Origin of the sequence: Bifidobacterium ruminantium DSM 6489, assembly GCF_000770925.1 — a bacterium.
Classification (GTDB): Bacteria; Actinomycetota; Actinomycetes; order Actinomycetales; family Bifidobacteriaceae; genus Bifidobacterium; species Bifidobacterium ruminantium.
Genome location: NZ_JDTK01000002.1, coordinates 139,142 through 151,332, shown reverse-complemented (window position 1 = coordinate 151,332; position 12,191 = coordinate 139,142). Strand labels below are relative to the sequence as shown.

The following is a 12,191-nucleotide window of genomic DNA, read 5'->3' as shown; positions in this document are numbered from 1 at the left end:
GGCTGCCGCGCAACAAAAAAGACCCGAGACATGGCATAGCAATGCCACATCTCAGGTCTTGCGTCTTAAAAAGTTGACTTGCAACCCTGCATGAGTCGAATCAGGTAAGACAATACACGACCAACACGATATTGGCAAATCGCCCGTCAGCAAACCACGCAAAGCCCCGGCCACATATGAGACACGCCGAAATCAGCCAAAAAAGAAAACGTATTCATCGCACATAATGGGACGATTGCGCCGATTGGACATGCACGCGTGGCACAATGTTGACTATGGTTGCAAAAAATGCGGGAATGCCCGCCACCCCAGCAGATCTGATCAACGTCGACGAGGTCATCGGCAAGTACTATGACGTCGTCCCCGATCCCAACATCCCGGAACAGCGTGTCTCCTTCGGCACCTCCGGCCATCGCGGATCGTCCCTGAAGACCTCGTTCAACGAGGCCCACATCGTCGCCATCACCCAGGCCATCGCCGAATACCGCAAGAAGGCCGGCGTCACCGGCCCGCTGTACATCGGCCGCGACACCCACGCCCTGTCCGAACCGGCTTGGAAGACCGCCATCGAAGTGCTCGTCGCCAACGGCGTGCGCGTGCGTATCGACTCCCGCGACGACTTCACCCCGACCCCGGTCGTCTCCCAGGCCATCCTGACCCACAACCGTGCGGCCGACGGCACCCAGCGCTTCACCGGCGACGGCCTCGCTGACGGCATCGTCGTCACCCCGTCCCACAACCCGCCCACCGACGGCGGCTTCAAGTACGACCCGGTCACCGGCGGCCCGGCCCCGGCCGACGTCACCAACGCCATCGCCGATCGCGCCAACGAACTGCTCGGCGACTTCAAGAACGTCAAGCGCGTGCCGTTCGAGCAGGCCATCAAGTCCGATCTGGTCGAGCGCTTCGACTTCCGTGAGCACTACGTGTCCGATCTGGAGAACGTCATCGACTTCGACGTGATCCGTTCCTCCGGCGTGCGCCTGGGCATCGATCCGCTCGGCGGCGCTTCGGTCAACTACTGGCCGCTCATGAACGAGAAGTACAACCTGACCATCGACGTGGTGCGCCCGCAGGTCGACCCGACCTGGAGCTTCATGACCATCGACCATGACGGAAAGATCCGTATGGATCCGAGTTCCCCGTACGCCATGAAGGGTCTGGTCGATTCCCTCAACAACGGCGCGTGGGACAAGTACGATCTGGTCGGCGGCACCGATCCGGACGCCGATCGCCACGGCATCGTCTGCCCAAACTGGGGCGTCATGAACCCGAACCACTACATCGCCGTGTGCGTGGAGTACCTGTTCGGCGGCAACCGCCCGGGCTGGCCGGAGAACGCCGGCATCGGCAAGACACTCGTCTCCTCCTCCCTGATCGACCGCGTGGCCGCGTCCATCAACGCCAAGCTCGTCGAGGTTCCGGTCGGCTTCAAGTGGTTCGTGGATCCGCTGTTCAAGGGCGAAGTCGCTTTCGGCGGCGAGGAGAGCTCCGGCATGTCCTTCCTGCGCAAGGACGGCCGCGTGTGGACCACCGACAAGGACGGTCTGATCCCCGACCTGCTGGCCGCCGAGATCACCGCCAAGACCGGCAAGAACCCGGCACAGCTGCACCAGGAGCAGGTCGAGCGCTTCGGCGAAAGCTGGTACAAGCGCGTCGACACCCCGACCACCCTTGAGCAGAAGCAGAAGTTCGCCAAGCTCACCGGCGACGACGTCGAAGCCACGCAGCTGGCGGGCGAGGACATTACCGCCAAGCTCACCGAGGCTCCGGGCAACCACGCCAAGATCGGCGGCCTGAAGGTCACCACCAAGGACAACTGGTTCGCCGCCCGTCCGTCCGGCACCGAGAACATCTACAAGGTGTACGCCGAGTCCTTCGAGTCCCCCGAGGCTCTGGACAAGGTGCTCGCCGAGGCCACTGAGGTCGTGGACAAGGCCCTGGCCGAGTGATGCGGCGCCGTCATACCGAGCGATGACGCAAGGCATGCGATGACGGCATGACGCATGTATGGCGAAAGGCCCGTTCCCATCCGTGGAACGGGCCTTTCGCCATACATGCGGCTATATCGCCCCGTCCCACAAAGCGACGAGCATGGCACGAAACGCGGTTTTCTGGCATGAAACGCGCCGTTCGCCGCACCCCGTATTTCCCTCTCCCGGTACGCTGGAAACAGAACAGGCAAAACGGCCGGCGCGGACAACGCATGTCAGCCGGAAATCACCGGAAGGAGGGAACGTGCGCATTGCCATCGTCGAGGACCACGCCGCCGAACGCGAGCAGATTGCAGCCATGTGCGCGGACTATTTCGGCCACGGACATGGTGGGGACATGGTCTGCGACTCCTTCGCCGACGCGGGCTCATTCATCGCAAGCTGGAGGAAAAAGCGATACGACCTGCTGCTGCTCGACTGCTATCTCACCGACGACGAGGCATCGCCGCACGCCGCCACCGGTCTGGACATAGCGCGGCTGCTTCGCCGGCAGGACGATGACTGCGCGATCGTGTTCATCACATCCAGCAGCGATTTCGCGGTGCTCGGCTATGAGGTGCAGGCAAGCGGATACCTGCTCAAACCCGTCGACCGCAAAACCTTCGACGCCACCATGGAACACGTCGGGAAACAACTCGAATCGAGATTCCCATCCGCACATCCGGGTACGGCGCGGACGCCCGGCACTGTGAATCCCAATTGGCATGTGGCGTTCGGCAATCCCGCCATCACCATGGACCGGCGGCTCATCGTCTGCGCGCTGTCCAACGCGCACTACGTGGAATTCACCTTCTCGGACGGCACGCGGACCCGCATCCGCACCAATTTCTCCGACGTGGAACAACGGCTCACCGTCTTCGACAATTTCTACCGCACCGCGCGCGGCGTGCTCGTCAACTTCGACTACGTGTCCGGCATCGTCAACGCGCAATTCGTCATGAAAGGCGGCAGACGCATCCCCATCACGAAGACGATGGTGACCTCCACCTGCCGCGCATATGCGGAATACACGTTCACCCGCATGCGGACGGAGGACTGACATGCACATCCTGTTCGCGGACCTCGCCCAGATCAACCCATCATCCCTGTTCTTCGCCGTCGGAGAGCAGTTCAACGCGCTTGCAGGACTGGCGCTGTGTCTCATCATGGCGTGGGACCATATGGACAATCCCCGTCGCAGCGGCGCGCTGATCATGCTCTCCGGCCTGATCTGGTTCCTGCTGTGCGGAGCGCTGTGCTGCGCACTGAACATCCCCTCGCTGTGGACGGTCCTTCCGACCACGCCAATCGTGCTGCTGGTCTTCAAATGGCTGTCCGAGTTGCCATGGAGGCAACTGCTGCTCATCGTGGCCACCGCATCCTACATGGTGGCGATCATCTATTATGTGTCGCTCGTCATCGACGTGGCGGCGCTCGGCACCCAATCCGTCAATCTGCGCGTCGGCTGGCCGGGACTGACCACCCTGCTGCTGCTTGACATCGTCGCGCTGCTCTCCCTGTGGCATCCGCTGCACGACTCCATTCCAAGCACCTTCGACTCCCCGTCCATCAACAAGGACTTCTGGCGGACCATCTGGCTTTTCCCCCTTCATCTCCACATCGATCGTGGTGTGGTGCCTGCCCGCAGACAATTCGTCGCTGCTGGACGCGCGCGTGCTGGAGATAGCGTTCACCGTGGCGGTGTTCTACACCTTGTTCATGGCTTTGGCGTACTTCCTTATCTGGTACATGATCAAGCAGTCGGACAGCCTGCTCGAGGCGCACAGGCGGGAGCATTACGAGGCCATGCAGACGCTGCAGCTGCAGCATATGGACGAACGCATCCGGGAGGCGCGTCAGATCAAGCACAATGTGCGCCACCACATCCATTCCCTGCAGGCGCTGGCGGCCGACGACGACATGGACGGCATCCGCTCGTATCTGGAGGAGGCGTCGAAGCACCATCTGCTGCAGCCGGCGCCGATGCAGTACTGCGAGCACACGTCGCTCAACGCCGTGCTGGTCTATTACTGCGACTGGATCCGGCATCTGGGAGCGGACGTGGATGTCAAGGCGTCGGTTCCGCAATACATCGGCATCAACAACGCGGAGCTCTGCTCGATGGTCGGCAATCTGCTGGAGAACGCCACGGACGCCATCACCCGGCAGACCAGCGGATGCAAACGGCTAAAAATGCGCGTCCAATACCGTCCCGGTCCGCCATCGGCGCTGTTCATCACGGTGGACAACACCTACGATGCCGACAAAACCGACATCACACGGATCGACGACGGCTTCGCCTCCACGAAGCATGGCGGCAACGGACTGGGCACCGCCACCGTGCGCGAGACCGCCGAGCGGCATCATGGCACGGCCACGTTCGATTACGGCGACGGTGTGTTCCGCGCCTCCGTCATGTTGTGTCTGGATGATTGACGTGCGATACGACCGGATGCTTCGCGTCGCGCGGCTTTCGTAGGGTAGAAGGCATGACGATTACGGTTTCCACAGATGGTTCCGCTCTTGGCAACCCGAACGGCCCGATGGGCTGGGCATGGGCCGACCATGAACCCGCCGCGGGCGGACGGCCAGGACACGAGCATGCCGGCGATTGCGATGCCGGCGGCGCCACGAACGGCACCAACCAGATCGGCGAGCTATGCGCCGTGCTGGAGGCCTTGCGCGCACATCCCGGTTCCGAGGAACTCATAATCGAAACCGATTCGCAGTATGCGATCAACTGCTCCACCAAGTGGGTGCAGGGTTGGAAACGCAATGGATGGAAGAATTCACAGAAGAAACCGGTGAAGAACGCCGACCTGATTCGCGCCATCGATGACGAGATCGGGCACAGAGCCGGTTCGGTGCGCTTCGTCTGGGTCAAGGGACACGCGGGCAATGCCGGCAATGAGAAGGTGGACGAGCTTGCACGCACCTACGCGGGCGACTGCCGTTCGCACGTGCGCGAAGGCTATCTGCCGTTGGAAGGCTGGAAGTCGTTGCTGGCTTCCGAGTATTCGCGCGGCACGGATGTTCCCGAGGACGCGCGCATGCTGATGGACGGCACGATCAGCGCCGCCGAATACCACATGGGACGCGGGCAGGGCGATTCCTCCTCCGATTCCGGCGTTCACGGCGCGAATGGCGCGGACGGCGGCGCGAAGCCGCGTTCGATCGCCGACATGCTGGCACAGCCGGAAGGCGTTCCCGACGATCTTGCGGATTTCGGCCAATCGTCCGATGGCGACGCGACGGAAGCCGACGATGCGGTGGAGACGACGGCGCTTGGCCCGGCTTCCGCAGCGGAACCGTCCGCCGAAGGCTCGTCCACGGAGGAATCGCAAGAACCGCACCAATCGTATGCGCAGATGCTGGTCAAACATGACTACTTCCCGCGCGAGGACGGCGAAGAGGACGAGGCCGCAAAGGATGGAACGGACGTCTCGGAAACCGGTTCGGAATCGGACGAAACGGAAAACAGCGCGAAGCCGGATCAAACCGACGCCACGACTTCTCAAACCGGCCAGACGGCCACGGAAGACGCCAGGCAATCGCGGAATCTGCCGAAACTGCCGCATCGCAAAAGCCCATCGGGCCTGTCGGTATCGGGCACGGTGCGCTTCTCTCCCCCGCCGAATTCCAGCCCGACCTTCGACGGCAAGCCGCGCCTGATCCGTGGCTACATCGCAGTGGAGGGATATGTGGACGGCGATGGCACGCTGATACTGGACGAAGCGCCGTTCGCGGTCAAGCACAGCTGATCCGAAGGCCGCGCAATGCCACGCATATCACAGGTTCCACCATGGAACCCATCGTGAAACACCTTGTGAAACAATCCATGTCCACATCTGCGTACGAACGACGCAAGCCACACCATTTCCGCCCCGAAAATCAACGCATCCGATAGTATGGAGACGGTCTTAACCCCATATCGAAGGAGGATCATGGACAAGGCACAGCAGGACGCGCTGAAGAAGGCGGCCGGCATCGAGGCTGCAAAGCTGATTCACAGTGGCATGATCGCAGGTCTGGGCACCGGCTCGACCGTGCGTTTCCTGGTCGACGAGCTCGGCCGTCGCGTCAAAGAGGAGGGCCTCGAGTTCACGGGCGTCACCACCTCCCGCCGCACCCAGGAACAGGCCGAAGGCTACGGCATCAAGATCGTTGACATCGATGACGTCGACCACATCGACGTGACCATCGACGGCGCCGACGAAGTGGACAAGAACTTCAACGGCATCAAGGGCGGCGGCGCCGCTCTGCTGTGGGAGAAGATCGTGGCCACCAACTCCAACAAGATCGTGTGGATTGTGGACGAGTCCAAGGTCGTCGACACCATCGGCAAGTTCCCGCTGCCGGTCGAGGTGATTCCGTTCGGCGCAGGCCAGGTCATCAAGAAGTTCGAGGCCAAGGGCTACAAGCCGGTGCTGCGTCTGGATGCGGACGGCAAGGAGGTCCGCACCGATGAGAACAACTTCGTGGTCGACCTGCATCTCGACCGCATCGACCATCCGCAGGAACTCGCACAGGATCTCATCACCACGGTCGGCGTGGTCGAGCACGGCCTGTTCCTGAATATGGTGGACCAGGTCATCGTCGGCGACCCGAACGGCCCGCGCATCCTGGATAATCCGAACAAGAAGTGACTCACAGAAAGTGATTCCGGTCGGCCGACGGAACCTCCGTCGGCCGCGTATAGCGGAATCACACAGAATCACATAGCAAAAATCCCGCGCCTCCGAAAGGAGATGCGGGATTTTGTTTTGAGCGGACGCTTCACACGCGTCTGAAGACTACTTGCGCTGGTGGCGAGTCTTACGAAGCAGTTTGCGATGCTTCTTCTTGCTCATGCGCTTGCGGCGCTTCTTGATGACCGAGCCCATCTCAGCCTCCGTTCCTTAAACTCAAAGGGTAAAAGTTTGCAACTTGCCCAATACTACACCGCTTCGGGGACGAATACGCGCCCATGCATTCATATGGTGGAAAATCGTGCCTTATTCACGACCGTTCCATCATGCGACGGCGACGATCCGACCACAGCCTCCCCCACGAATCACAGGGGGAACTGCTGGTAGAAACGCTGGACGGAAGCCTTGGCTCCGGTGGCGTAGAACACCACGGTATCGTTCTGCCACACGGCGACGGCCTTGCTGTCGTCGTTGTTGTCGAGATTGACGCTGTACGTGCCGGTGTTCTTGCCGGACACCTTCACGTTGCCGCTTGCCAGCTCCTTGCCGGTCAACGCCTTGGCAAGCGTGTCGTACTGGGTCTTCGCCTTATTCGCGTCGGACCACTGCGCCGCTTCAAGCGTGATGTCCTGCGCCGTCTTGCCGGTGGAATAGGTCAGCGTGTATTCCTCGACCGGGGAAGCACTGGACCACGCCGTGCCTTCGTCGGCCTTGATGCGCGCGAAGTTCAACACGGAATCCGGCATGGCCTTGAGCAGCTCGCTGGCTCCATCCGGCAAAGCCACGGCGTCGATGGACGGCGTGGTCGGCTCATTGGCGGCGCCTTTCGACTTGCCGCCGGACTTGGTCCCGGTCGACGAGCTTGAGGTCTGCTGTCCGGACTGGGCGGATCCGTTGCCTTTGTTCAGCGCCCAGCCGGGCCACACGAATGCGGAGACCAGCGCGAGCACGACCACAAGAGCCGCGGCAAGGACGGCGGCGATCAATTTGCCATGGGAAGAGGAATTCTGCGTATCAGACATGCTTGTTATTGTTTCACAGACATAAGACTCGCACGGGCGCCCTCAAGAGAACGGAAAAGCCCATGTCGAAACGTCCGGAGCGACCTTGCTCATCGTGCCTTCCACATGGTTTTACGCACCTCCTTGCATAGCCCCGCATACGACCTTCCATGTCGTCCGCTATGCCGCCCGCGAACAGCTTGTCCCAAAACCTCCGTATTGTCGGCCGTATGGCAAAGACGTCCTCACAATTCCTCTGCTCAGAATGTGGCTGGAGCGGCCCGAAATGGCTTGGCCGATGCCCCGAATGCGGCCAATGGGGCACTATCGAGGAATTCCATGAGGCCCGTCCATCGGCGGGCGTCCGCACCGCGGCACCCGGACGCACGTCCCGCACGCAACCGCAACCCGTCACGGCATCCGAAGCCAGGCCGATCACCGAAATAGGCACGGAGAACGTCTCACGTATCGCCACGGGATTTTCGGAATTCGACCGCGTGCTTGGCGGCGGCATCGTGCCCGGATCGGTCACACTGGTCGCCGGCGAGCCGGGCATCGGCAAATCGACGCTGCTTTTGGAAACCGCGGGCAACGTGGCCCGGCTGACGGCGTTCGCAAGCGAACGCAACACCGTGCTGTACATCTCAGGCGAGGAATCGCAGGCGCAGGTACACATGCGTGCGTCACGCATCGGCGCGATGGAACCGAATCTGCTGCTCGCCTCCACCACCGATCTGTCCACGGTGCTGGGGCTCATCGAACGGTTCAAGCCTTCGCTGGCCATCGTCGATTCGGCGCAGACCATCGTCTCGCAGGACGTCGACGGCATCTCCGGCGGCTCCACGCAGGTGCGCGAGGTGGCGAGCGCGTTGATCGACACCGCCAAAAAGCTTGATATTCCGGTGCTGCTGGTGGGGCATGTCACCAAGGATGGCTCGATCGCGGGCCCTCGCACGCTGGAGCATCTGGTGGATGTGGTCTGCCAGTTCGAAGGTGACGCCGAGACCGCGCTGCGCATGCTGCGCGCGGTGAAGAACCGTTTCGGGCCGACGGATGAGGTCGGATGCTTCGACATGAGCGGCGAGGGCATCGAGGAGGTGACCGACCCGTCCGGCCTGTTCCTGTCCACCGGCAACGGCGCGCAGACAACCCAGGTGGACGGCACGTGCGTGACGTTCACGCTGGACGGCCACCGCAGCCTGCCGATCGAAGTGCAATCGCTCGTCACCAAATCGGTGCTGCCGACGCCGCGACGTGCCGCGAACGGCGTGGATTCCAACCGCATCGCCATGCTGGTGGCGGTGTTGTACCGTCACGGCGGCATCAACCTGCTGTCCAACGACCTGTACATTTCCACGATCGCCGGCGGACAGGCACGCGAGCCGGGCTGCGATCTGGCGATTGCCGCGGCTTTGGCGAGCGCCGCGAAATCCAAGGCGATCGCCCGCACGACATGCGCGATCGGCGAAATCTCGTTGACCGGCCAGGTGCGTCCGGTGCCGCGTCTGGAATATCGGCTTCGCGAGGCCGCCCGGCTGGGCTTCACCACCGCCGTCGTGCCGACGTTGCGCAAGAACGTTGCGATACCGGGATTGGGCGTGGTGCAGGTGGATACGCTGCAGGACGCACTGTCGGCGATTCTGCGATAACCGGACCGTCTACAACGTCACGCGGTGAGACGCTTCGTCTCCTCGACGTTGCGCTTCAGCTCGGCGACAAGGTCGTCGGCTGAATCGAATTTAATCTGCGGACGCAGGAAGCCCACGAATTCCACACGTGCCTGATGGCCGTACAGATCCAGCCAATCGTCGGTGATGGCGTAGGCTTCGACCACGCGCTGCGCGTCGCCGTTTTCGTTGAATGTGGGTTTGGTGCCGATGGAAATGGCGGCAGGCCAACGATACGGCGATTGCGCAGTCAGACGCGCGTTCGTCGAGGACGAATCATATTGCCGGGATACGCCGTCCTCTGGCTTCTCTTCGGCTTCGGCCGGCTTCTCCCCCAGATCGACCAGCCATCCGGCGTACACGCCGTCTACTGGCAAGTATCCCTCCACGTTCTCGCTGAGATTGGCGGTGGGGAATCCGATGGTGCGGCCACGTTCCTCGCCATGCACCACGGTGCCTTCCACGGCGTGCGCATGTCCGAGAATCGCGTCGGCGTCCTTGATGCGGCCTCGTCCCAGCAGATAACGCACATTGGTGGAGCTCCACACGCGAACCGCCTTGGCCTGGTGCTTCTTGCTCCACGCGCGGCGTTCGGCCTTCGTGGCGCCTTCCAGCGGATCGGAGGGCTCGCCGGGCTCCGATGGCATGACGGGCTTGGCGTTGACGGGCACACGGGTCTCCCCCGGTCCCAGATCGTTCACGACATCCAGCTGGAACACGCCGGTGGCGAGCGCAAGATTCTCAATGGCCTTCACGTTCCCCGCGCGTTCCGCGCCCATGGCCGCGTCGGAGCCGAGCACCAACGTGCGCATGCCGAGCTTGCCGACCAGCTGGCCGAGGAAGAAACGGTACGATTTCGCCGCGAACGCCATCGTGTAGCGCACGATGAGCGTGTAGTCCACACCGATGGCGTCGATGGCGCGCAGGCGCTCGTCCACGCTGGTCAGCGCTTCGGCGTCGCGCACGCCGGCTTCCGGATCCTGACCGTCATGCTGGGCCGCATACGCGTGCGCCATCGCAGGGCGTGGATCGAACAGCACCACCACGGAGAACGCCTTCTCCTGCTCGGCGAGTTCGGCCACACGGCGGATGACCGCCTGATGGCCCTGATGCATGCCGTCGAAAGACCCGACGGTCACCACGGATTTCTTGTCGTTGCTCAGGGTTGGCCAATCCACCATGCCGTTGGCATCGGGGGTAAGCGTGATCGTTTTCATATGTCCTTCTTGTTGTGGTTTGTCTCTGTCTGTCGATCCGCCGGTCCGTCATATGACGGTTCGGGCCGGCCCATGGTTCAGTTGAATACCGCGACCGGCTTGGCCTCGCCTTTTTTAGCCCGTTCGACGATCGCGACCAAATCGTTGGTTTCGGGAACGTATGCCGCCATGGTTCCGCGGATATCCCGGGCGATTCTGCGTCCGAACCGCAGGTCCGTCGCCTCCCGTCCGCTCACTGGCAGCATGTCCATGGAGACGGCGGCGCTGGCGACCAGGTCGAGCGCGTGGTCGGCCGCATGGTCGGCGTCGTCGAGCACCGCACGGTTGCGTGTCACTTCGACGCCATCACGATTGGTGAAGGTTTTGGATTCCGCATGCGCGGTCATGACGTTCGGTGCGTCCACCGAGAATCGTCCGACGCGGATGCGCCGCAACATCGTCAGATGGCCTCCGAGACCGAGCTCCTCGCCTAGATCACGGCCCAGCGCACGGATATAGGTGCCCGCCGAGCAGGCCACCCGCACATCGATTTCCATAACCGGCTGCATGCCTGGTTCCGCCGTGCCGGCTTTCCAAGCCTCATCCGGGGAAATATCGGCCGCTACGGCAAGTGGAGCGCCCGCGCGTGCGGACGAGGCATAGCCGTAGCGCACAGCGGAGACGTGGAATTCCGAAATGGTCACCGGACGTGCCTTGAGATCCACATCCTTGCCTTCGCGTGCCAGATCGTATGCACGCTGGCCGTTGATTTTGATGGCCGAATAGGAGTTCGGCACCTGTTCGATGCGCCCGGTGAAACGTTCGGCGATGGTCTTCTCGACGGTCCGACGGGAGGGAAACGTAGTCGCGATCCGTTCCATCGGCAGCAGTTCGCCGTCCGCGTCGTCCGTGTCGGTGCGCTGGCCGAGCCTGATGGTGGCCAGATACGTCTTGTCGTGGTCAACGATGTAGTTGAGCAGACGGGTGGCGTTGCCGAAACCGACCACCAGCACTCCGGTGGCCATCGGGTCGAGCGTACCGGCATGGCCGACACGCTTCATGTGCAGCGCTCCCCGCACGGCGGCGACGACGTCGTGACTGGTGATGCCACGCGGCTTGTCGATGACCAGCAGGCCGGAGATATCAGGCTTCGTCATCGTCCCAATCCTCGACTTCGACGTCATCGTCATCGTCGAAATCGTCATCGTCGGACTCGTCATCATGCTTGTACGGGTCGGCGTCGCCGGCGTACTGCGCGTTGGCCCGCGCCTTGGCGAGCTCCTCGTCGCGCTTGCGGGCCAGCGCGAGAATGTCCTCGATCTCATGCGCCTCTCCCGGCACCTCGTCGAAGATGAATTCCAGCTGCGGGGTGAGACGCAGGCCGGCCTTGGTGCCCACTAGGGAGCGCAGACGTCCCTTCGCCTGGTTCAGAGCCTGCTGCGCGCGGCGGCGTTCGCCCTGCTCGTGACCCTCATGGCCGAGCTGGGTCCAGTAGACCTTCGCGATCTGCAGATCGTTGGTGACGCGCACCTCGGTGATGGTCACGTTGGCGAGACGCTTGTCATGCAGCTGCGCCTCCATGGAGGATGCGATCACGCGCTGGATCAGCGCCGCGATGCGCGCGGCGCGGGGATTGGTTCCTGCCATTGGTTTCCTTTGATGAAAG

General features: G+C 62.4%; 12 protein-coding genes. 6 read left to right on the top strand and 6 right to left on the bottom strand.

All coding sequences use genetic code 11. The annotated features are described in order from the left end of the window. Positions 1-275: 275 nt before the first annotated feature. Positions 276-1,952: a phosphoglucomutase (alpha-D-glucose-1,6-bisphosphate-dependent) gene (gene pgm, locus OU26_RS01790; RefSeq protein WP_026646480.1), complete on the top strand. Its 1,677-nt coding sequence runs from the start codon at positions 276-278 to the stop codon at positions 1,950-1,952. Between the two features lie 286 nt (positions 1,953-2,238). After that, on the top strand, positions 2,239-3,033 hold the full coding sequence (locus tag OU26_RS01785; protein WP_026646481.1) for a LytR/AlgR family response regulator transcription factor: 795 nt from the start codon (positions 2,239-2,241) through the stop codon (positions 3,031-3,033). A gap of 40 nt (positions 3,034-3,073) precedes the next feature. Here the strand turns inward: OU26_RS01785 and OU26_RS10415 are convergent, their stop codons facing one another. After that, a complete protein-coding gene (locus OU26_RS10415) occupies positions 3,074-3,499 on the bottom strand; it encodes a hypothetical protein (RefSeq protein WP_237743823.1) in 426 nt (141 codons plus the stop codon). 100 nt (positions 3,500-3,599) lie between these two features. Here OU26_RS10415 and OU26_RS10410 point away from each other — a divergent pair, with 100 nt between their 5' ends. From OU26_RS10410 to rpiA, 3 genes are all read left to right on the top strand, one after another. Continuing rightward, positions 3,600-4,409 (top strand): sensor histidine kinase, encoded by an 810-nt coding sequence (locus tag OU26_RS10410; RefSeq protein WP_237743822.1) that lies wholly within the window; start codon positions 3,600-3,602, stop codon positions 4,407-4,409. A 53-nt stretch (positions 4,410-4,462) separates the two neighbouring features. After that, positions 4,463-5,734 (top strand): RNase H family protein, encoded by a 1,272-nt coding sequence (locus tag OU26_RS01775; protein ID WP_026646482.1) that lies wholly within the window; start codon positions 4,463-4,465, stop codon positions 5,732-5,734. 183 nt (positions 5,735-5,917) lie between these two features. Then, a complete protein-coding gene (rpiA, locus tag OU26_RS01770; protein WP_026646483.1) occupies positions 5,918-6,619 on the top strand; it encodes a ribose-5-phosphate isomerase RpiA in 702 nt (233 codons plus the stop codon). 147 nt (positions 6,620-6,766) lie between these two features. Here the strand turns inward: rpiA and OU26_RS09810 are convergent, their stop codons facing one another. Beyond that, positions 6,767-6,856 (bottom strand): 30S ribosomal protein bS22, encoded by a 90-nt coding sequence (locus OU26_RS09810; RefSeq protein WP_004268639.1) that lies wholly within the window; start codon positions 6,854-6,856, stop codon positions 6,767-6,769. Between the two features lie 170 nt (positions 6,857-7,026). Continuing rightward, positions 7,027-7,683: a hypothetical protein gene (locus OU26_RS01765; protein ID WP_026646484.1), complete on the bottom strand. Its 657-nt coding sequence runs from the start codon at positions 7,681-7,683 to the stop codon at positions 7,027-7,029. 209 nt (positions 7,684-7,892) lie between these two features. Between OU26_RS01765 and radA the strand changes: the two genes are divergently transcribed. After that, on the top strand, positions 7,893-9,311 hold the full coding sequence (radA, locus tag OU26_RS01760) for a DNA repair protein RadA (RefSeq protein ID WP_026646485.1): 1,419 nt from the start codon (positions 7,893-7,895) through the stop codon (positions 9,309-9,311). Between the two features lie 17 nt (positions 9,312-9,328). Here radA and ribF read toward each other — a convergent pair whose 3' ends face one another. The 3 genes from ribF to rbfA all read right to left on the bottom strand — a co-directional run bounded on the left by ribF (position 9,329) and on the right by rbfA (position 12,172). Further along, positions 9,329-10,546 carry a bifunctional riboflavin kinase/FMN adenylyltransferase gene (ribF, locus tag OU26_RS01755; RefSeq protein WP_026646486.1) on the bottom strand — a complete coding sequence of 406 codons (1,218 nt, stop codon included), beginning with the start codon at positions 10,544-10,546 and terminating at the stop codon, positions 9,329-9,331. A 77-nt stretch (positions 10,547-10,623) separates the two neighbouring features. Continuing rightward, positions 10,624-11,682 (bottom strand): tRNA pseudouridine(55) synthase TruB, encoded by a 1,059-nt coding sequence (truB, locus tag OU26_RS01750; protein ID WP_026646487.1) that lies wholly within the window; start codon positions 11,680-11,682, stop codon positions 10,624-10,626. Continuing rightward, positions 11,669-12,172 (bottom strand): 30S ribosome-binding factor RbfA, encoded by a 504-nt coding sequence (gene rbfA / locus OU26_RS01745; protein WP_026646488.1) that lies wholly within the window; start codon positions 12,170-12,172, stop codon positions 11,669-11,671. Before rbfA ends, truB begins: the two co-directional genes overlap by 14 nt. Between the last annotated feature and the right edge of the window lie 19 nt (positions 12,173-12,191).